The organism is Moorena sp. SIO4A1 (assembly GCF_010672065.1).
GTDB lineage: Bacteria > Cyanobacteriota > Cyanobacteriia > Cyanobacteriales > Coleofasciculaceae > Moorena.
Window position 1 is genome coordinate 57,154 of record NZ_JAAHHX010000001.1, and the last position, 20,876, is coordinate 78,029.

The window sequence follows — 20,876 nt, forward strand, 5'->3', positions numbered from 1 at the left end:
AACCTTCAAACTTCAACCTTCAACTTTAAACTTTAAACCTTCAACTTTAAACTTTAAACCTTCAATTTTAAACCTTCAACCTTAAACCTTCAACTTTAAACCTTCAACCACCGCCTCGATAGTACAGTTCAAGAAAGCGGAAAAACTTTTCACAGAGTTCTGGATCTCTTGCACCAACGTTTATTTCTTTGGTAATTTCTGCTACCGCCTGTTTCCAGTAGGGGCGAATGCCTGGGGGATCACTACGGTTACGATATAGCCGCTTGCTGATGATAGCATCTGCCGCATTCACCAGCTGAAAGACCTGAACAATGTAAGGAATTTTATCACCACGCAACCCATCCGGATAACCAGTGCCATTCAGCCTCTCTTGGTGGGTACGCACTAAGAATGCAAACTCCTTCAGGAGCGGATGCTGGTTACAAATCAGTTCTGAAACTTCAGGATACTCCTTAACTTTTGTCCACTCCTTTTCTGTCAGCGGTCCTGTTTTGAACAGGATCTGATCGGGAATGCTAATTTTCCCTAAACCGTGGCAATAGCACAAAAAAACCAGCTGACGCATTGCTTCTGGCTCTAAGTTTAACCAGCGCCCAAAATGCATGCACATAGTTCGCAGACGATAGCACCTTAAGCCAATCGGGACGTTGCGAGCCAACTGGATTTGTTCAAGGAAATTTAGGATATCGGCGTCCCCAGAACGAAGCATCAAACTTTGAAGTTGGTTTTGGTTTTAACAATTAAATTATCCCTATCTATTAGCTTACAGTTGTGATTTTTTTATGAAGCTAACCCAGTTGATTAAGTCATTATATCATAATGGTAGTCCTCTAAAAGTAGTAATAGACTTTGATAAAATCGACTCATAGCAAGACATAAAACTGCCAAAAGAACTACTTGTTTAGAACGAGCGAACTCACGATTTTAGTTATTTTTTTATGAAGCTGATTCACTTTATTGAGTTGCGATCGCATAGTGAACTAACTCAACTAGTTTCTGACGCAATGTCTCCAGTCCAAGACGTTTACTAGCAGAAATAAAGACTCCTTGAGGAAATTCTTCTTTCGCTAACGCTAGGGTATCACTATCTACTTGGTCGATTTTATTAAATACTACTAAAATCGGTCCTGGTGTAATGGGCATATCCCTCAGAATCCCCATTACAGAACGAATGTGACTAGCCCACGCTGAATGGGATAAATCCACTAAATGCAGCAAAGCATCTGCTTCTGTTACTTCTTCGAGGGTAGCCCGAAATGAATCTACTAAGGGTGGGGGTAACTCGTGAATAAACCCTACCGTATCGATCAATAGCATAGCGCTAGATTTCCCCGTTACTGAGTCAACAATAGGTAAGCGTCGGGTGGTGGGGTCAAGGGTAGCAAATAACTGGTCAGCGGTATAAACCTCAGCATTGGTTAGGGTATTCAACAGGGTAGATTTGCCAGCATTTGTATAACCAACGACCGCTACTGTCGGAACATCCTGTTGCTGACGCCGCTGCCTTAACCTTGACCGATGAGCCTGTAATTGGTTTACTTCTTGTTGAAGTCGGGCAATTCGACGCTGAATGGAGCGACGTTCGGTTTCCAGTTTGGTTTCACCCGGACCACGAGTACCAATGCCACCCCCTAACCGGGACATCGCCTGACCCCGACCAGTAAGGCGAGGCAACATATATTCTAGTTGTGCCAGTTCCACCTGCAATTTACCAGCACGGGACTGAGCTCTTTGGGCGAAAATATCGAGAATCACTTCAGTACGGTCTACAACCCGAACACCAATTTGGGATTCTAGGTTGCGAGCTTGTGCTGGTGATAGGTCGCGGTCAAATACTACCAGATTAGCGGCTAGAGTTTGGGTAGTCAGGGCAATTTCCTCTACTTTACCGCTACCAACTACTGTTTGGGGATGGGGATGCGATCGCTTTTGCTGGATTACCCCTAATACTTCTCCACCAGCGGTTTCCACCAACCGCCCAATTTCTGCTAAGCCATCTTCAAATCGCTCTGGGCTGATTTTTTCAGTCATTAACCCTATAATCAGCACCCTATCTTGGTCAACATCGACTTCCTGAGCCACAAATTGCCGTCGAAACTCAGCTTCTAGCTCTTCGACCAATTCCTGGAAATCCTGCTTGGTCAGAATATCCAGACTAATGGGTGATGATACACTCCAATTTAGGAGTTGAGAGTCTACCTTATTGTGTCCTTCTGAGTTACTAGGAGGGAGCAAATGTGCGAGATAGGTTTCTTTGATATAACCTGTTGCTCCACCACCCCGCCTTATCATACCTGACCCAGTAATCGTAAGTACCACCAATGCATCCAATCGCTGAATTGCCATAGCCGTGAGGGTAGATTCTCTAGGGGTTTCTGATTTGAGCTGAGTGGCGATACAGCGAATCCCGCACAATCGTTCAGCACCGTAACGGGGCAATTCCAGGGGAGGAATTTTGGTCTGAGTAGGGGTACCTACAGCCACACGAATCACTTGTCCCCGGCGATTGATGTAGGTGCATAGGGGCTGTTGAATGTCTGTGCTAATGGCTGCAACACGTTGAGCAAACTCCGGTGTAGTCAAGTTATCGCTAGGTAAGCGTTGGTGATACAGCCGTTTTAGTTGCTTGAGCTGGCTAGGCTTAAGACCTTGAAGATTACCGTAGATAGTATCGATAGGCGCTACTGACCAGTAACCTGGTTTCCAAGACTACTCTATCTATTTTAGGACTTACACAGTGAAACCAAAAATCCGGCTTTGCTACGGGTATAGGGTGATGGGGTGGGTGACCGGTTGACCGGGTGTGGCGAGCAAGGTATGACAACAAAGCGTTAGTCCACAGGAATTACGCACCAAGACCCTTAAAACCCAGTTTCTGGTTATAAATTAAAGATGCTTGCTTCCATGGCTTTTACCTTTTAGACATCTCCAGAAACTCGGTTTTGACCCAGGCAGTCCAAGGGTTTGAGGTTAATTTTTGGAGATGTCTATTATATCAAATCCGGATAATTGTCTACATTTACGATATCTAGACAAAATCTTTTTGCCCCTGCTCCCCTCCTACCCTGCTCGCCTCACCAGGAAGTATGGTTATTCAACCGGATTTCATATTACCTTTTGCCCTAGCCAAACCTTCCCCTACCTGTAAGACTAATACTGATTCACCAGCCCGAATCAAGGTTTTACCGATTGGCACCAGCGCTAGACCATTGGTATAAGCAAGATTAATCAAATTACCAGAACTATGACTACCACTGGCCAGATGAAATTCGTAGGCACCAGCTGCATCTAAACACAGTTGTCCCCACAGGTAAGTTTCCCGGCTTCCACCGGCATGTAAGTCATTAGATGCGATCGCTTTGACAAAAATTGGTTTCGAGACTTCCTCCGGTAAACCAGATAGTTTTAACAGTGCTGGTTTAACAAACCGCCAACAACTAACTAGTGCTGAAACGGGATTCCCAGGTAGACCAAAGTACAGTACTGGACGTTTTGAACAGGAGGGAGTGCTAGAAAGGTCACTGTCTTCTATGGAATTAGGCAAGGGGGAGGTAAAGGTAGCAACTGTTAGGGGTTTACCGGGTTTAACGGCAACCGAGTGGATGTGAATCTCTGCCCCGAGCTGGGCTAAGATTTTGTCTACATAGTCATAATCTCCCACTGATACACCGCCAGTAGATAGAACCATATCTGCTTCGGAGATAGCGTTTGCGATCGCATTTTTTAGATCGTCTGGCTGATCGCGCACAATCCCCATAGCTATGGGTACTCCCCCTAAGAGGGAGACAAAGGTAGCCAAGGCATACTGATTAGAATCGACAATTTGACCAGGTTTTAGGGGTTGGTCAGGGGTTACTAGCTCGTTGCCAGTGGAAAAAATTGCCACCCGAGGACGCCGATACACTGTCAATTGGTTACACTGAGCTGCAGCTAAAATGGCGATTTCTGGAGCACCAAGCCTAATGCCTGGTTTCATAAGACTGGTTTGGGCTTGGTAAAAAGATGCCCGATGACGGACAAAGGCTTGGGGTTGGGGAGCCTCCAAAATCACCACCTGGTTGTCCTGGAGCTTGGTGTTTTCTTGGATCACCACCGTATCAGCTCCTTTTGGCATACAACCTCCAGTAAAAATCCGTGACGCTTGTCCGGGTTTGACTTCACATTGGGGTTGATATCCAGCAGGGATTTCTTCTACTATAGTTAAAACTACTGGTTGTTCGCGATTGCAGGATTGGACATCGCTATAACGCACGGCATACCCATCCATGGCTGAATTATCCCAGTGGGGAAAATCTAAGTTACTGGTCACTGTTGCTGCCAGAATTCTATTAGTGGCAGCGGATAGCTCTACCACCTGTGTTTCCAGCCGTGGGTCAAAGGGTTGAACCAAATTGAGAATGATTGACTCTGCTTCTTGAACTGCTAGCATTGCCTATTAAGTATGAAAGATGAACGATGCAGCACTATTGCATGAAGGACACAGTGAAGTACTTGCGCTGTGGTGGGCGTGAAATCTTCCCTAATTATCCTCCACTTCATCAATGGTAGGTTTTTAGTTTTGATCGGAAGTTTCGATTCTGATCGGTTCATCTTTGGTTCCAACTCTTTAATCCACGAACAACTTGTAGCTTTCATCCCGTGACTAGATCAATTATCGATAGATTACGATTAGGGTTATCCGTAGGCATTGCCAAAACCGTCACCGCTCTGGTTCGGTTATTAAACCTAGGGGCAGCAAGTGTTCTGCCTGGAGCAATTGCCCGTCGTCTCCAGCCTCAAGTGCTTCCCTTACTCTTGGATCAGGTCAGACGAGGTGTGATTCTAATTGTTGGTACTAACGGTAAAACTACCACCTCTCTACTTCTATGCACTATCCTGGAAGACCTTGGTTGGCAAGTTGCTCACAATAGTACTGGGGCAAATTTGATTAATGGCTTAGTGACCGCACTCCTAGTTAATACCAATGGCATTGGTCAGTTGGATGCTGACTACGCCCTTTTGGAAGTAGATGAAAATGTGCTGCCCTTGCTATTGCTTGATTGTCAGCCTAAATTTATTTTGGGCTTAAACCTGTTTCGTGACCAGCTGGATCGTTATGGGGAAGTGGATACTATTAGCCGTCGCTGGCAAAATGCGATCGCTCCCTTACCTGAGGAAACCGTTGTAGTTTTAAACGGCGATGACCCTACCCTGTCTTACCTCGGTCAACAGTTACCCCAGAGAGTCCTTTTCTTTGGGTTAAGTGAGCCAGATCTCTATCTTGATGAAATTCCCCATGCCGTTGACTCAATTTACTGCCCCAGTTGTGGACATCCCCTGGACTATGAGGGGGTTTATCTGTCCCATCTAGGAGACTATCACTGTCCTCAATGTGGCTTTAGTAAACCTCAACTCGGAGTCAATAGTAGCCAGTGGCCACAAATATTAATTGGTATCTATAACAAATACAACACATTGGCAGCGGGATTACTAGCCATAGAGATGGGAATTGACCGGGATACCATCTACAACAGTATTAAAAGCTTTCGCGCTGCCTTTGGACGAGCAGAAGAATTAGTTGTCGATGGGAAGCGGGTTCGGATTCTGTTATCCAAAAATCCAGTAGGGATGAATGAAACGATTCGGGCTGTAAATGACTTGCAAAAACAAGGTGGAGCATCCACTAAGCTAGTGGTACTCAATGACCGAACCCCCGATGGCACAGATGTGTCTTGGATTTGGGATGTGGATACAGAGAAATTAGTGAACTCAGGGGGAACTGTGGTAGTCAGTGGCGATCGCGTTTATGATATGGCACTCCGTCTACAATACAGCCAGAATCAAGACCAGAATCAAGACCAGACTAATTGCCAATTGATTATTAAAGAAGATTTATCAGACGCGATCGCTACCGCTTTGGACGAAACTCCAGCTGACGAAACCCTTCATATTTTGCCTACTTATTCTGCCATGTTGGAAGTGCGGGGACTTTTGACTGGGCGCAAAATTTTGTAGGTATTTTTAAGGGAGATAATTGGAAATTTTATTAAGTCCTGACTCATGAAAAATTCTGCCAAAATAAATCTATACCCCCAGCAGTAGCCGATCAGGAAACCATGACTCAAAGTATTGACCGGGTTGTTTTACCTCCTCCTTTCCCAGATCACACCCAACTACCAGAATCAGATGGAAGTTTTGTGAAAAATTTTCAGGAACACCCCCAAAGCATATTACTGACAGATTCGATTGGACCAGTTTTACAGCAAATCCATCCTGATGGACACTATGCCATTGGGCAAGACTGTGGTATTTATTGGCGAGAAACTGACCCACCCGAAAAAGGAGCAGAAGCTCCTGACTGGTTTTATGTTCCCAATGTTCCCCCTAAGTTAGATGGTGAAATTCGCCGTTCCTACGTTATATGGCGAGAATATATCGCTCCTTTAATTGCTCTTGAATTTGCCAGTGGGAACGGGGAAGAAGAACGAGACCAAACTCCTCTATCCCGAAGTGAGGAAGGAAAAGTAACTAAACCAGGCAAATTTTGGGTTTATGAGCAGATTATACGCATTGCCTATTACGGCATTTATGAAATCAAAACCGGTAACTTGGAGGTCTATGAATTCCTTAAAGGTTTCTATCACAAAATGAAGCCCAACGAGCGAGGTCATTATCCCATTGAACCATTAGGAATCGAATTGGGACTGTGGCAGGGAACCTATCAAAATCAAAACCAACTCTGGTTAAGGTGGTGGGATAACCAAGGTAATCTATTGCTGATTGGTAATGAGCGGGCGGAAGTAGAACATGCACGAGCTCAAAAAGCTGAACAGGCAATCTTCGAGGCTGTGCCCCGTTTCCTCAAGATGGGACTAACAGTGGAACAGGTAGCAGAAGCCCTTAGCTTGAGTGTAGAACAGGTAAGACAACAAGTTGAGGGTTGAATAACTGTAAAAAGTCATGAGCGTTATTAAACAAACCACCGAATGGTTAGAAACCAACTGGGTTAATCCCGCCTATGGAGGTTTGCTTTTAGCAGGTATTGCCATCTGTTTCTTTGGCGCTGCCACCAATACCATGGCAGGATGGCTCTATGTGATCAGTGCGATGATTTTTGCCCTACTGGTAATTGCCGCTATCTTGCCAGTGCGATCGCTTCACCATCTATCAGTACGCCGACATCCGATCTCACCGGTCAGTGTCGGAGACCAGTTAACCATTGAACTAGAAATCGAAAACCCCACCCTCCGGCCTCAAACCCTATTACAAATTCAGGATATGCTGCCACCGGAACTGGGAGCAATGACCAAAACCCCAGTAGCCAATATTCCAGCCCAAAGTGTCCATCGCTGGGTTTATTACCATCCCACTGCCAAACGAGGAGTCTATCGGTGGCACCAGGTACAATTGAGAACTGCCACACCCTTGGGATTATTTTGGTGCCGTCGCCGTCGATATGTCAGCGCTAGGGCAGTAGTTTATCCCACTGTACTTCCCCTTACTCGCTGTCCCCTAGTGGATGAAATGGGTAAAGAGGACAGTATGCAAGTCCAAAGCGATCGCAAATCTCAATCACTTAGCCAAGACCTTACCAAAGCACTACGACCTTACCGAGTTGGTGACCCTACCCGTCTGATTCACTGGCGCACCAGTGCTCGTTACGGTGAATTACTGGTACGGGAGTTAGAAGTATTGACTGGTTCTCAAGAAATTATCATATGCCTCGATAGCTCCAGTCAATGGCATCCCGAAGACTTTGAACAAGCCGTGATTGCTGCTGCTTCTATTTACTCCTATGCTTGTCGGACTAAGCCAAATGTGAAATTCTGGACACCGAGAACAGGGTTATTGCACGGTAACTCAGTAGTGTTAGAATCCCTTGCTGCCACCCAAGCCGGAGTTGATGGTAAAGCTGAAGAGCAACCCTATTTACCCCCCTATCTACCCTTGATCTGGCTGACTCAAAATCCTGTTAGTCTTAACTCCCTACCCCCTGGAAGTCGTTGCTTACTGTGGCCAAAAGATGTATCCGTGGGGAAGCCAGTCCAACAACTTAAGCGCGATAGTTTGGGAATTGTAATTAATACGACTGAGCCCCTAAAACCCCAGTTACAGCAACCGATACGATAGCAAATAAGCTGTGGAACGCAACGGATTATTAACAGAGGTAAGGTCAGATTTTTTGCAGTCATGTCTGCTGATTTAGGGTAAAGCAGAGGGTTTTGGTATGTCTTAACACCAATTCAACCCCATCAAAACAATTATCCTACACTATGTATCGGTATCCCAACGATCAACAACTATCCGATTTACGTTTAAGACAGTACGATACAATGCTAAAAACTGTTTCACAAGTCAATTTTCCTAAATGACTACATCACCAATAGCTAATCAAGCCAGTGATAGTAAACTGGAGGCGATGCAAAACTTTGCTCAGACTTATGCTCAGCGTACTGACACTTACTTCTGTGTTGACCCAAGCGTAACTGCTGTGGTTATTGAGGGACTTGCCAAAAACAAAGAAGAACTCGGTGCTCCCTTATGCCCTTGCCGCCATTATGAAGACAAAGAAGCAGAGGTGAAAGCTACCTTCTGGAATTGCCCTTGTGTCCCCATGCGGGAACGCAAGGAGTGCCACTGTATGTTATTTTTAACCCCGGATAATGATTTTGCCGGTGATAAGCAAGAAATTTCCCTAGACGAAATTAAAGCTGCGCGAGATAGCATGGCATGACAGCCATAGTACTACCTGAAGAATTTTGGCAGGGTGTCGATCAATTTAATCAGCAAGAGTTTTACGCTTGTCACGACACCCTTGAAGCTTTATGGATAGAAGCAGTTGAGCCGCAAAAGCGGTTTTATCAAGGCATTTTACAAATAGCTGTTGGCTGCTACCACCTAGGTAATCTAAACTGGCGTGGTGCAGTGGTTTTACTCGGTGAAGGGATCGGACGTCTCAGTAACTATCAACCAGACTATGGGGGGATTGATGTCACTGAGCTACTATCTCAAAGTGTTAATCTCCTACAGGCATTGCAAAACGTCGGCTCAGAGCAAGTTGCTGATTTTGTTAGACAGTTAGAGGCGGCTGACAGCAATGATGTTGTAGTTGGTGGCGAAGGGGTTAGGGGTTTTCCAAAACTCAAGGGAGTTGATGGTTAACCATTAACTTGTTAACCATTAGTTCTTAGGACATGCTTTGAAGGGATGAGAAACTTTGTTGGTGCCTAGTCGTCAAAACTAAAACACGTGCCTTAGAGCAAAAAGCCCATTTTAATTCCCAAGCTATGGCTGGATTTGCTTAAACTAGTAGGCAGAACAGCTTATTGGTATTCGAGATCAGTCATCACACACAACAGCATGAAGTCCGACCTTAAATATACTAACCGATTAAGGCATAATCTAGGTCTAAGATTATTCTTGCCAGTTACCTTGGTAGGTGCGATCGCATTACCAACTTTCCTTAACATCCCCCAAGCACAAGCCCAAAATAAACCATCAGCTGCTGATGGAAGTGCCTTGACGGTTCGCTCTGATGTCCAGGAAGCTAACTCCAAAACTGGCGTAGTCACAGCCCGTGGCAATGTCCAAATTAACTATCCCGCTCGCCAAATACAAGCAACTGCAGCCCAAGCCCAATACTTCAGCCGTGAGCGTCGTCTGGTTCTCAATGGCAATGTTTTTGTGTTGCAGGAGGGCAATAGTATTCAGGGTGAAACCATTACCTATTTGATTGATGAAGGACGCTTTGTAGCCCTGCCTCAACAGAACCAACAGGTAGAATCAATTTACATCGTTACAGACTCAGACAGCACCACATCACCGGCTCCAGGGCTTCCCTAGCTAAATCAACCCCTACCATCAGTCATTATGGCTTAAAAACTAGATCTTAATTGATAGAATAGCCTGCAACCACTTATGGTCATTTCCTGGTCATTAGTTAATTACCAAGTATATAAAGATTATGGACTATTGACTAATGACCGATTAAAGGTGCTATCTGTGAAAATATTATTAGATAATATCCATAAGTCCTATGGCAGGCGCAGTGTTGTCAGTCGTGTTCATCTTTCCGTTGCCCAAGGAGAAGTTGTAGGGTTGCTTGGTCCTAATGGTGCTGGTAAAACTACAACCTTCTACATTGCCACTGGTCTAGAAAAACCCAATCTGGGTACAGTTTGGCTAGATGATCAAGATATCACTGCCATGCCGATTAATCGGCGAGCCCAGCTAGGTATTGGTTACCTGGCTCAGGAAGCTAGTATTTTCCGCCACCTTAGTGTTCGGGACAATATTCAATTAGTCTTAGAACAAACTGGTGTGCCTCGTAGTGAGTGGCGATTAAGAATGCATTACTTACTCCAAGAGTTTCGTTTGGAAAAAGTCGCCAATACCTTAGGTAATCAAGTGTCTGGAGGAGAGAGACGTCGAACAGAACTGGCAAGAGCGTTAGCTGTTGGTTCACTTGGACCGAAGTTCTTATTCTTGGATGAGCCATTTGCTGGTGTCGATCCCATTGCTGTCTCAGAGATTCAAAAAATTATGGCTCGATTACGCGATCGCCAAATGGGAATTCTGGTGACTGACCACAATGTAAGAGAAACCCTAGCGATTACTGACCGCGCCTACATTATGCGAGAAGGACAAATCCTGGCTGCCGGAAGTGCTGAAGAACTTTATGATAATCCTCTAGTACGTAAGTATTACTTAGGGACAGGGTTTCAACGATAACAGAAGCTATTAAAAATTAATTTAGTGATTAGCAAATCATGAAATTTGGTAAATCCAAGTCCATCATTGCACTAATGCCTGGCTTATCAGTGATGGATCGGTACATCGTATTTGAGCTAATCCCACCACTGCTGTTTGGTATTGGTGCTTTTTCATCACTGGGTGTAGCTATTGGAACCCTATTTGAGTTGGTTCGCAAAGTTACTGAAGCAGGACTACCATTGGGAATTGCACTTCAAGTGCTACTGTTGCAGATACCCCAGTTTATTTCCTATGCTTTACCAATGTCCATGCTCCTAGCTGCTCTGATGGCATACTCTCGCCTCAGCAGCGATAGTGAGTTGATTGCCATGCGCAGCTTTGGGGTAAGCATCTACCGACTCGTAATACCTGCTGTAGTGGTGAGTTTGCTCGTTACAAGTCTGACATTTGTATTTAATGAATTAGTGGTTCCTGCGGCTAACTACCAGTCCAAAATCACCTTAGACAAAGCGCTTAAAAAAGAAAGACCATCCTTTCAGGAAAGGAACATCTTTTATCCCGAATATCAAAAAGTAAAGCTACCCAATGGCAAAAAAGTTAACAAAATTAAGCGTTGGTTCTACGCCGAGCAATTTGATGGTAAGCAGATGAGGGGCTTGACAATTTTAGACTTTTCTCAGACCGGTCTAGAACAAATTGTAACCTCTCAATCTGCCGTTTGGAACCCAACTGAAAATCTCTGGGATTTTATAGATGGCACGATCTATATTATATCTCCCGATGCTTCTTACCGCAATATCCTTAGATTTGAAAAACAAAAGCTACAACTTCCTAGAACACCTTTGGATTTGGCCAAAAAAAATCGTGACTATGGTGAAATGAACATTGCTCAGTCTCTAGAGCGTTTGGAGGTATTACGCCATAGTGGTAATGCTAAAAAAATTCGTAAACTTAGGATCAGAATTCAACAAAAAATTTCTTTTCCCTTTGTTTGTCTAGTTTTTGGTTTAGTGGGAGCTTCCTTGGGAACTCGTCCTCAACGTACAGGTAAAGCAACCAGTTTCGGAATTAGTGTTTTAGTAATTTTTTCTTACTACTTATTAGGGTTTATCACCAATGCCCTAGGTCTAGTTAACATTTTCTCTCCTGTTATGGCAGCCTGGTTGCCCAATTTATTTGGACTAGGTGCTGGAGGATTGTTGTTATATAGAGCTGCGCGATAAGTAGGCTAGATAGACAGGTGGTTATTGTTGCTAATTGTAAATTGCTAATTGTAAATTGCTAATTGTAAATTGCTAATTGTAAACCTGAATCGGTTGATTAGAGGCTAGCATCAAGTTACAGCGAAGCTGAAATGTCTAACATCGTTGAAACGTGCCATGTCTTCTCGTCATCAACCTCCTGCCTACCTCCGCTATTGGAAAGCTCAACTACAACCTTTGGGACGACCAGCATTTTGGGGAGCAGCTGTCTTGTTATCCCTAATGTTGTGGTTTCTCCGGGAATACTGGAACCATCCAGAATTGTTAAGGGCAATTGGGATCAATCAAGTGGCTGAAACTGATACTCCCACCGTTGAACCAACCCTGTCTTCTGAAGATGATGAACTAGCGGCAAGGTTAGCTGATATTGATAATTCTGCCGTGCTATTAGCAGAGCTCGAAGCCCTAAGTGCTATATCAGTACCACCACAGCAAACCAAGAAAGGCAAAAAGTCTAAAACCAAAAATTCAGAAGGGTTATTTACTCAAGTTATTCAGCAGACAAAAGCTAACTCCCAAGCAAAATCACCTTTGCTAAACCCAAACTTCCAACCTCAGCAGTCCTCAAAAGCCAGAAATCCCTTTGCTACATCTACAAACGATTTGTTTAATATCCCTCCCGTTCCTGGGAGTGACTTACTGAGCAATCCTAACTCTGTTAATCAGAGATCTTTATCCTCAAGCACACTGAACCAGACTAATTCTGTGTTGGGGTTGGGTTCCCTCAATTCCCTCTACACTAATCCAACACAGTTACCAGTCAGCCCTTTACAGGAAGCCTTGAATAGGCTTAATGCTGCTAAGTCTGTTACCGGTAATAGCAAAGCTCAACTACCTGCTAACATCTTGCCTTCAAATATCTCCTATGGAAACAGGGGACTTCTCGAACAACGGAACTCAGGAACTCAGGAAATTAAAGCTAGGGGCGGAATACCGTTGACGGCAACTGGGAATCAAGCATTACCGACTCCCTCCTATCCAGGACAAATTACCTATCCTGGGGTAACAACACCAGGTGTAACCGGCAACAGGACTTTCTCGACCACACCCACAACAGCTCCTTCTCCAGGACAAATTAATTATCCTGGAGTCAATCTACCTCGAACAAGGAACGATAGAACTTTTCCGACAACACCTACAGTTCCTCTCAATTCCAACACCTACTCTACTCCATTCCGGCAAGCTACCGGTGTAACAACGGCAGCACCTCTTAGACCAGTAGCACCGCAAGGAACAAGTAAATTGGGGCAATTTTCTACCCAGTCTACTAGTCAAAATCAGTTTTTCAATCAGCGTCGCTTAAAGTCTAAGCTTGAACCAAGTCAGCTGAGGCGACGTGACATACTCCCGAAGCTGCCCTAACGGGACAGCGCGGGATTCTTACCAACTCCAGCTATTGCCATCGGGCTTTGCCCGACGCGGGGCGCGTTCGGATACAAGGCCTTTGGCCACGCTACGCGAACGATAAGCTTTATTAACGACACGGTCAGAAGTTACCGCAAGAATAGGGTTTGAAGTTACGGTAAGACAGGGTCGCCTTTATGGTCGGCAGGCTATGCGTAAAAGGGTTAAGGCTATTGTTATAAGGCGACCCTGTCTAAGGCGCGCGTCTCTGGCCTTTATGGTTAGTCGGTTATGCGTAAAGGGTTAAAACTTTATGATTAAGGCTGCCCTATTCTAAGGTTTCGTCTCCGGGATGCCCCGACCCGCCGGAACAATACAAAAAAAAGTTCTATTTTCAGTTGGTAGGTGGCGATTAGCTCTTAATTTGTTTTCCCTACCATTGTTAATATATCACATTGGCATTTCGACGTTCCGACCCTTGTCCCGCGCTTCCCATACGACACTTACCCAATGAAGGAAAAGTGCGGGGCTTCTCGAGGTTTAGCTAAAATATTTAATGATTGCCTCAGCAAACTCAGAACACTTCAGGGGAGGTTCTACGGGTGGAGTCATCATCCGGGCTAGGTCATAAGTAACTTCCCGGTTAGCGATCGCATCTGATATCCCCTTCTTAATCAAATCAGCAGCTTCTTGCCAACCCATATACTCTAGCATCATCACTCCTGATAAAATCACAGAGCCTGGATTTACCCGGTCTAGACCCGCATGTTTGGGAGCTGTGCCATGGGTGGCTTCAAAAATCGCACACGTGTCACCAATATTCGCTCCTGGACCCATACCTAATCCACCAACCATAGCAGCAGCGGCATCGGATAGGTAATCACCATTAAGATTCATTGTGGCCAAAATAGAGTATTCCGCTGGTCGAGTCTGGATTTGTTGGAAAATGCTGTCCGCAATCCGGTCATTGACCATCACCTTATCTTGCCATTGACCTTGCCCATGGGTGTCCCAGATGGAATTAAGGACATTTTCCACTTCCTGGATCACTTTCCCCTGTTTTTCTGGGGTCAAGGCATCATAACCCGGTTCAATCGCGCGAGCATTCTCTTCCAGGGTAATATCAGGATTTTGCTCTTTGTTGCTCAGAATCCAAGATTCCCGTTCAGTTACAGATTCTGCTCGAAACTCTGTGGTTGCAAGTTCATAACCCCAGTCCCGGAACGCGCCTTCGGTGTACTTCATAATATTCCCCTTATGTACCAAAGTCACCATCTGCTTAGGCTTAGGTAACCTGAGGGCATGTTGGATGGCGCGGCGCACTAAACGCTGGGAGCCAGTTTTACTGATGGGTTTAATGCCAATACCAGCATCTAAGGGAATCTGTTTTGTGCCATGTTCTGGAGTCGCTGGGATTAGATCCTGATTGAGTAAAGTAATCAATTTTTCAGCAACTTCGCTTCCTTTGGGCCATTCAATACCCAAGTAGATATCTTCTGTATTTTCCCGATAGACAATCACATCCAGTTTCTCTGGAGTTTTGTGGGGAGAGGGGGTTCCTGGGTAGTACTTACAGGGACGCACACAGGCATAAAGGTCATTAATTTGCCGCAGGGCGACATTGAGAGAGCGTATACCACCACCCACAGGAGTTGTCAAGGGTCCTTTGATAGCAATGCCGTATTCTTTGATGGCATTTAGGGTGTCTTGGGGTAAATACTGATAAGTACCGTACTTTTCGCAAGCTTCGTCACCGGCGTAGATTTTAAACCAGCTGATGCTGCGCTTGGCACCATAGGCGCATTGGACCGATGCATCAATTACCTTCTGGGCAGCTGGCCAGATATCAACGCCAGTACCATCTCCGCGAATAAACGGAATAATTGGGTTGTCAGGAACAATGGGTTGACCATCCTTGTAGGTAATGGCAGAACCAGTCTGGCAAGGGGAAATTTTCTCGTACATAAAGTAGTTTTAATGAATTTCAGATGGAAGTTGGCAATAGACTTATAGTCAGAAAACTACCAGATCTACTGCACTGGGGTTGAGACATTAAGCTTTTTTGCTGATTAACCCCAGGTAAATGGTAGTTTACGTAAGGTCTATCCATAGGGGGATGGCAAAAACTATACTATAGTTAAGCTTCTCATTAAGATAATTACTACTTGACAGGACAAGAGTGGCAGAAAGAGCAGGTAGTTGTTGAGCTTTCTTCCCGAAAATTCCCATTTCTGGGTATTAGCATGAGTGAACGTAGTTCAAGTTCAAAGCTTTGATGAAGTTATTACACCATGGCTCAACTGTTTTAAATCAGCCTTTATGCTGAAATAGGGGTTCTATAGCTTAAGTTCTCCTGTAATAGGAAGGTGTTCAACTGTTTTACAACAGTCAGCCAAGGCTGCTTTGTGCAGCGCCATCGCTCCTAAAAAATTGCTTGGGTGATGTGTCAATAGTTAGGGCTTCAACACCGAAACTTACAGTGTTATTAGCATAGATTCTGCCTATGGTCAATCGAATTACGATCAAAAGATATGGTGTATTGTTTGTCTGAGTGGGCCTTTCACAGACTTCCAGCCAGATGGCAGCAGCATCAATTCATGACCAATTGGCAGGAGTGTTTGTAGAAAAGGTGGCTCCAGAAAGAATATGAAAAAGATTTTAGTTGTTGACGATGATAAAACCCTGCTAACTCTTTTGAAGCGCTACCTGGAACATCGAGGATACCAGGTAGAACAAGTGTGTTCGGGAACTGAAGCCTTGGAAGCTTGTCTCAAAAATCCACCGGATTTGGTAGTTTCTGATGTGCTGATGCCGGAGATGGATGGGCTAGAGTTTTGCCGTCGTCTGAGAAACATTCCCAATGGTAGGCTGATGCCATTTATTTTTTTGTCTAGCAAAGCAGAATTAGAAGACCGTATTAATGGTCATTCTATGGGAGCAGATGATTACTTAACTAAACCCGTTGCTCCCAGAGAACTAGAGGCAAAAATCGAAGCACTGCTAGAGCGCTCGCACCGTATCCATGCTGAAATTGTTCGGTTGATGCAAGCTACTGCGATAGCTCCTGGCCATCTAGCTAACCAATTCTCAACACCAACAGCTGTTGAGAATTCTAAGACTTTTGCTCAGGTAGGGGCAAAACCTCAACCTCTCCCCTTGACACCAGCAGAAGAACGAGTATTTTGGCAAGTTATTCAGGGGTTAACCAACAAAGAAATAAGCGATCGCCTATTTATCAGCCCTCGTACTGTTCAGACTCATCTCAGTAGTATACTCCATAAGTTGAAACTACATAATCGTAGCCAATTGGTGCGCTTTGCCTATGAGCAGGGATACAAAAGGCCTAAGGAGTAGACATGGGGCAAAATCGGGTTTATTGGTCAATCTTCGATTTTGACAGAGCTGCCTTGTATTTATACTTCCAACAGACATCAACTGAGCTTTTATTTAAGTATCAGCTATCACCAATGAGTATAATAGTATTGATAGTATTGGTAGTTGAGCTTCCCAGCTTAATAAATCCCTCAAAAGATACACTAGCATAGCTTGGGGAATCTGTAAACCTCCCTGACCCTCTTGGTAAAAAATCCAATCAACATGGTAAACAGTAAAGTATAAATCAACTACTTTGGGGCGAGGGAGGTAGCCTTGGTAGTAGGTAAACCTACTACTGGAGTAAGTCCTTTTAACTCAGCACTGTCTGGCTGATGCACTCAGAAATATTTTCAAGTTAGATGACTGGAATCTACACTGCCGATGAATTACAACAGCTGATCACCCACGAGTCAGAGCGATGGCGACCACTGGTATTTACTAATGGGTGTTTTGATCTACTACACATTGGTCATGTGCGTTACTTAAAGATTGCCAAATCCTTGGGTTCATCTCTAGTGGTGGGGCTAAATAGTGATCAATCAGTAAACCGCATTAAACCATCACAGCCAGGATATCCTCCCCGACCACTGGTTCCTGAAATACAGAGGGCAGAAATTCTGGCAACTCTCAAACCCGTAGATGGGGTAGTGATTTTTGCTGAAACCACAGCTACTCGTTTAATTGAAGCATTGCAACCAGAGGTGTATGTTAAAGGGGGTGACTACAGTCTATCCACTTTACCAGAAGCCCCGATTGTTCAATCCTACGGGGGGCGGATTGAGTTAGTCCAGGTTGAATTTCCTACCTCCACTACTCAAATCATTAACCGCATTCTTCAGGCTCGATAAGCACGTGAGAATAGAGAATGGTTGAAATTTGATAAGTTGTTGTGGGTGTAAATTGATTATTTGTCAATTTTGGAAAAAACTTTTCATACCCTCGGGTGTTGTCTCTCCGTCGCGGGTGTCTCCCTATCTACTTCAGTATAGGCACCCTTAAATTAGCCATGATAGCACGCTTACATTAGGTACTAAGCACGCTTACACCCTTAACTATTAACCATTAACCATTAACCATTAAACCAACACCTAACCCCTAACCCCTAACAATTAACCTGCAAGTTAATTGTTCGAGCAGCTTAGGAGTAAAGCACCGAAGCGAGACAATTGACGGACTACGATCGGTGAAATTTTGGCAAAAGTTCTTCATCGTAAAAGGTTTAAGGTTAGACCATTATAAGCTTGAAGGTTGTATACAAGCGGTCCGGTGCCGTAGTCTAGGTTAAAAGCATGAACTTGCTTGACTCTCGACTTTAAAACCTATCATATTCAACTTCAACCTTCTTGAGTGCAACCTCAAACCCTACCCTTCATGAGCGATCAAACGGCCCCTTTCCCAGCAGAAGTCTCTAACACAGTTGCCGAACTCCAGCGCCAGCTAAAGTCTAGTTCTGAAAAAAAACAACAGGCTTTGATTCAGGAACTTGCCAGCACTGGCACTGCCGGGTTAGACGTGTTAATGGAATTTTTACAGGAGCAACGTGCCAACCCGACTATCCTCAGTGCTGGTTTTGCCTATCAAGCCCTCCATCAAGCCAATATCCCCAAAACCAATGAATTTCTGCAAACCTATTTTCCTACTGGGGTTGTACCCCTACGTTCTGAAGCAGGCATTGATTACACACCCGTGCAACAGCTGCTAGTTAAACAAGACTTTCTCGCAGCTGACCGTCTTACTCTCGAAAAACTCTGTGAGTTAGCAGGAGCTGCTGCTCTACAGAGAAGATGGTTGTATTTTTCGGAAGTAGACAATTTCCCGATTACGGATTTGCAAACTATTGATATCTTGTGGCTTATTCACTCTCAAGGCAAATTTGGATTTTCTGTGCAGCGGGAGCTTTGGTTGTCTTTGGGCAAGAACTGGGAAAAACTTTGGCCAAAAATTGGTTGGAAAACTGGCAATCGCTGGACCCGATATCCCCATGAGTTTATCTGGGATCTCAATGCACCAAAAGGTCATTTGCCTCTTTCCAATCAGCTCAGAGGTGTTCGGGTATTTTCCTCTTTGCTTTCTCATCCAGCTTGGTCTAGTCGGACATCACTCCCATAAGCGGTCAGGAAGGAAAAAAACACAAAAATGCTTCTGATACCGAAAAATTTGGCATTATTTAAGCATTTATTTTCCTGAGAATTTGTTTACTTCACTACTCTATCTGGGAACCTTAAGTGTTGTGGGTAGCACTACAGTCGCCAGTGGACTGTGGTGCTACCAAAGGTAACCATGGGGAATGGGTTGGTTATGGGAAAAGAAAATCAACTTTTTTGTACTCTGGATGGTTTGAATCCTAAAGAACGGGAAAAAAAACGACTGAAAACTCTTCGGGATTTAGGTCTACTCGAAGCAGAAACAGTACCAGTTTTCGACGAGGCAACTCAGACTACTGCCCGATTTTTAGATGTGCCTATCTGCATTTTGGGCTTTATGGTACAAATGCAACAGCACATCAAATCAGCTGTGGGATTATCTAGAATCGGGCTAATGAATCGAGTGGCACAGTCCCGTCAGTTGCCCCGTAGTGAATGCTTTTGTAGCTATGTAGTAGATAGTCATCAAATGTTGGCGATTAATGATACAGTCACCAACCCTGTCTTTGCTAGTAGTGTACTGGTTCACCACTACGGTATCCGTTCTTACTTAGGTGCACCACTGTTAACTGCTGATGGAGAGTGTTTAGGTACCCTAGCAGTTATGGATTTAGTACCTCGCAATTTTACCACCAAAGATTATGAGTTTTTGGCAATTACGGCTCGTTGGAGTCTCAGTGAATTTGAGCGGAATCATTTTTTGAAAAAAGAGCGTGACCGCTTTGTTCACTGGCTACCCAACTCTTCAACAGAGCCTCAGCACTCTCAGGAATTCGAGTCTGATCCGGAAACTTCTAGCCCTAGGAATCTCTCTCTAGATGGGATAGCTGGTTTTAACTCAGTTCACACCATTAAGTACAAATTACTAACTCAGCTGACACAGGAATTGCGCACACCTCTAACATCGATTATGGGAATGGCTAGTGTATTAAGTCGCCAAGTTTATGGGTCTTTGACTGATAAACAAAAAGAATATCTAGAAATTGTTTATTGCAGTGGTCGTCAGCTGGTATTGATGGTTGATGAAATTCTTTGCTTGGGAATTTTTGAGGAAAACAGCGAACAACTAAATTTAACTGCTGTAGATATTGAAATGCTCTGTCAACAAGCAATTAACAATTTAGCACAGATAGCGCAGCAACATCAACAAAAGTTGCATCTATCTGTAGAGCCAGGTAATCGCATCTGGTTTCTGGATAAAGAAAAGGTGCGACAAATGCTATATTACCTTATATTCAGTGTGATTTACTCGGCTGAGGCAGGGGGTGAAGTCCGCATCCATGTCTCTCGAAAAACTGATTTGGAGAGGGCTAATGTCGTGTCTTTGAAAATCGCGGTTTGGGTTTCTCACCCCTGGCTCGGAGATGGTCTACCTCAGATGTACGGACAAATTTCTGAGTTACCGTTACAATCCCCCTCAGCAGCAGCAGCGGTTGCTAATGCTTTAGAAACCCCATTCATTACTGAAGCACTGGGAATCAGTGAACTACCTTCGAGTTCTAACTTCCTCTGTGACAATCAGTTTTTATCCAGTTCTTTTGATCCAGAAACTACTAGTTGGGGTTCTGAATCGGAAAAAAGACCTCAGAATAGTGAATCTCGTGAAAGTTTAGGGCTATTACTAAGCTGCCATTTAGCTAAACGCCATAGAGGAAAAATTTCTGTTCAAGGTTTGCCAGAGTTAGGGTATCGCTACGTGATTACTTTACCTAAATTAGAGTCTCCTGATCAAAACTGTTAAACCACTGTTCCGATTCATTGACTCCTATGTTAAACTAATATAGGCAACGGTACTGTCAAGGTGATATAGCCATCAGACCTAGACCGTATTTATCAAAAAAACTCATAAGTAGAAGACTAACGGCTGATCAGGGTTGCTCAGTTAAGAAATTGTTTAATTTTGCTTAGTCTTTGTGAAGTGGTCGATAGCAAAAGTGCTAAAGACCCCCTGAGAACACCAGCTTTTCGGGAAGCGTCGAAAAGTTTTTTAGTATTTGGTGAATGAATCCTGATCTAAAATCAAAGATTATAGATAGGGTGGGTTCAAATAAAAAATAGA

17 protein-coding genes are annotated in these 20,876 nt (G+C 44.3%); 13 read left to right on the plus strand and 4 right to left on the minus strand.

The genetic code is table 11. The features are described 5' to 3' along the window. Positions 1 to 103 precede the first annotated feature (103 nt). The 3 genes from F6K53_RS00235 to glp form a co-directional block, all read right to left on the minus strand. Positions 104 to 709, minus strand: a complete 606-nt coding sequence (locus F6K53_RS00235) for an HD domain-containing phosphohydrolase (protein ID WP_293067622.1) — start codon at positions 707 to 709, stop codon at positions 104 to 106. A 245-nt stretch (positions 710 to 954) separates the two neighbouring features. Further along, complete coding sequence (gene hflX, locus F6K53_RS00240; RefSeq protein WP_364302420.1) at positions 955 to 2,583, minus strand: GTPase HflX; 1,629 nt, start codon at positions 2,581 to 2,583, stop codon at positions 955 to 957. Between the two features lie 511 nt (positions 2,584 to 3,094). After that, positions 3,095 to 4,429 carry a gephyrin-like molybdotransferase Glp gene (gene glp / locus F6K53_RS00245; RefSeq protein ID WP_293079545.1) on the minus strand — a complete coding sequence of 445 codons (1,335 nt, stop codon included), beginning with the start codon at positions 4,427 to 4,429 and terminating at the stop codon, positions 3,095 to 3,097. A 209-nt stretch (positions 4,430 to 4,638) separates the two neighbouring features. Here glp and F6K53_RS00250 point away from each other — a divergent pair, with 209 nt between their 5' ends. From F6K53_RS00250 to F6K53_RS00290, 9 genes are all read left to right on the plus strand, one after another. Beyond that, positions 4,639 to 5,994: a Mur ligase family protein gene (locus F6K53_RS00250; protein WP_293079548.1), complete on the plus strand. Its 1,356-nt coding sequence runs from the start codon at positions 4,639 to 4,641 to the stop codon at positions 5,992 to 5,994. Between the two features lie 101 nt (positions 5,995 to 6,095). Next, positions 6,096 to 6,923, plus strand: a complete 828-nt coding sequence (locus tag F6K53_RS00255; protein ID WP_293067631.1) for a Uma2 family endonuclease — start codon at positions 6,096 to 6,098, stop codon at positions 6,921 to 6,923. 16 nt (positions 6,924 to 6,939) lie between these two features. Then, positions 6,940 to 8,109, plus strand: a complete 1,170-nt coding sequence (locus F6K53_RS00260; RefSeq protein ID WP_293067634.1) for a DUF58 domain-containing protein — start codon at positions 6,940 to 6,942, stop codon at positions 8,107 to 8,109. A gap of 238 nt (positions 8,110 to 8,347) precedes the next feature. After that, complete coding sequence (locus tag F6K53_RS00265; RefSeq protein WP_070395220.1) at positions 8,348 to 8,713, plus strand: ferredoxin-thioredoxin reductase catalytic domain-containing protein; 366 nt, start codon at positions 8,348 to 8,350, stop codon at positions 8,711 to 8,713. After that, entirely contained in the window at positions 8,710 to 9,141 is a 432-nt protein-coding gene (locus tag F6K53_RS00270; protein WP_293037216.1) for a DUF309 domain-containing protein, read from the plus strand. The genes F6K53_RS00265 and F6K53_RS00270 overlap by 4 nt, the downstream gene beginning before the upstream one ends. A gap of 198 nt (positions 9,142 to 9,339) precedes the next feature. Next, positions 9,340 to 9,822, plus strand: a complete 483-nt coding sequence (locus tag F6K53_RS00275) for an LptA/OstA family protein (RefSeq protein WP_070395222.1) — start codon at positions 9,340 to 9,342, stop codon at positions 9,820 to 9,822. Between the two features lie 159 nt (positions 9,823 to 9,981). Continuing rightward, positions 9,982 to 10,710 (plus strand): LPS export ABC transporter ATP-binding protein, encoded by a 729-nt coding sequence (lptB, locus tag F6K53_RS00280; protein WP_293028094.1) that lies wholly within the window; start codon positions 9,982 to 9,984, stop codon positions 10,708 to 10,710. Positions 10,711 to 10,748: 38 nt separating this feature from the next. Continuing rightward, entirely contained in the window at positions 10,749 to 11,915 is a 1,167-nt protein-coding gene (locus tag F6K53_RS00285) for an LptF/LptG family permease (RefSeq protein WP_293028091.1), read from the plus strand. A gap of 156 nt (positions 11,916 to 12,071) precedes the next feature. Further along, positions 12,072 to 13,316, plus strand: coding sequence for a hypothetical protein (locus F6K53_RS00290; protein ID WP_293079551.1), 1,245 nt, complete (start codon positions 12,072 to 12,074; stop codon positions 13,314 to 13,316). Positions 13,317 to 13,838: 522 nt separating this feature from the next. On the opposite strand, the gene F6K53_RS00295 is transcribed toward F6K53_RS00290, so the two are convergent. Further along, positions 13,839 to 15,263 carry an NADP-dependent isocitrate dehydrogenase gene (locus F6K53_RS00295; RefSeq protein WP_293028086.1) on the minus strand — a complete coding sequence of 475 codons (1,425 nt, stop codon included), beginning with the start codon at positions 15,261 to 15,263 and terminating at the stop codon, positions 13,839 to 13,841. Positions 15,264 to 15,944: 681 nt separating this feature from the next. Here F6K53_RS00295 and F6K53_RS00300 point away from each other — a divergent pair. The 4 genes from F6K53_RS00300 (at position 15,945) to F6K53_RS00315 (ending at position 20,558) form a co-directional block, all read left to right on the plus strand. Further along, positions 15,945 to 16,652, plus strand: coding sequence for a response regulator transcription factor (locus F6K53_RS00300; protein ID WP_293067643.1), 708 nt, complete (start codon positions 15,945 to 15,947; stop codon positions 16,650 to 16,652). A gap of 380 nt (positions 16,653 to 17,032) precedes the next feature. Continuing rightward, positions 17,033 to 17,521, plus strand: coding sequence for an adenylyltransferase/cytidyltransferase family protein (locus F6K53_RS00305; RefSeq protein ID WP_071106454.1), 489 nt, complete (start codon positions 17,033 to 17,035; stop codon positions 17,519 to 17,521). 523 nt (positions 17,522 to 18,044) lie between these two features. Then, positions 18,045 to 18,782, plus strand: a complete 738-nt coding sequence (locus tag F6K53_RS00310) for a GUN4 domain-containing protein (protein ID WP_293047808.1) — start codon at positions 18,045 to 18,047, stop codon at positions 18,780 to 18,782. Positions 18,783 to 18,953: 171 nt separating this feature from the next. Next, positions 18,954 to 20,558, plus strand: coding sequence for a GAF domain-containing sensor histidine kinase (locus F6K53_RS00315; protein WP_293067647.1), 1,605 nt, complete (start codon positions 18,954 to 18,956; stop codon positions 20,556 to 20,558). Positions 20,559 to 20,876: the final 318 nt, after the last annotated feature.

Excerpts from the sequence above, each read along its gene's own strand:
- F6K53_RS00235 (WP_293067622.1), bottom strand. The coding sequence starts at position 709 with ATGCTTCGTTCTGGGGACGCCGATATCCTAAATTTCCTTGAACAAATC.
- glp (WP_293079545.1), bottom strand. The coding sequence starts at position 4,429 with ATGCTAGCAGTTCAAGAAGCAGAGTCAATCATTCTCAATTTGGTTCAA.
- F6K53_RS00255 (WP_293067631.1), top strand. The coding sequence starts at position 6,096 with ATGACTCAAAGTATTGACCGGGTTGTTTTACCTCCTCCTTTCCCAGAT.
- F6K53_RS00260 (WP_293067634.1), top strand. The coding sequence starts at position 6,940 with ATGAGCGTTATTAAACAAACCACCGAATGGTTAGAAACCAACTGGGTT.
- F6K53_RS00265 (WP_070395220.1), top strand. The coding sequence starts at position 8,348 with ATGACTACATCACCAATAGCTAATCAAGCCAGTGATAGTAAACTGGAG.
- F6K53_RS00270 (WP_293037216.1), top strand. The coding sequence starts at position 8,710 with ATGACAGCCATAGTACTACCTGAAGAATTTTGGCAGGGTGTCGATCAA.
- F6K53_RS00275 (WP_070395222.1), top strand. The coding sequence starts at position 9,340 with ATGAAGTCCGACCTTAAATATACTAACCGATTAAGGCATAATCTAGGT.
- F6K53_RS00285 (WP_293028091.1), top strand. The coding sequence starts at position 10,749 with ATGAAATTTGGTAAATCCAAGTCCATCATTGCACTAATGCCTGGCTTA.
- F6K53_RS00290 (WP_293079551.1), top strand. The coding sequence starts at position 12,072 with ATGTCTTCTCGTCATCAACCTCCTGCCTACCTCCGCTATTGGAAAGCT.
- F6K53_RS00295 (WP_293028086.1), bottom strand. The coding sequence starts at position 15,263 with ATGTACGAGAAAATTTCCCCTTGCCAGACTGGTTCTGCCATTACCTAC.
- F6K53_RS00300 (WP_293067643.1), top strand. The coding sequence starts at position 15,945 with ATGAAAAAGATTTTAGTTGTTGACGATGATAAAACCCTGCTAACTCTT.
- F6K53_RS00305 (WP_071106454.1), top strand. The coding sequence starts at position 17,033 with ATGACTGGAATCTACACTGCCGATGAATTACAACAGCTGATCACCCAC.
- F6K53_RS00310 (WP_293047808.1), top strand. The coding sequence starts at position 18,045 with ATGAGCGATCAAACGGCCCCTTTCCCAGCAGAAGTCTCTAACACAGTT.
- F6K53_RS00315 (WP_293067647.1), top strand. The coding sequence starts at position 18,954 with ATGGGGAATGGGTTGGTTATGGGAAAAGAAAATCAACTTTTTTGTACT.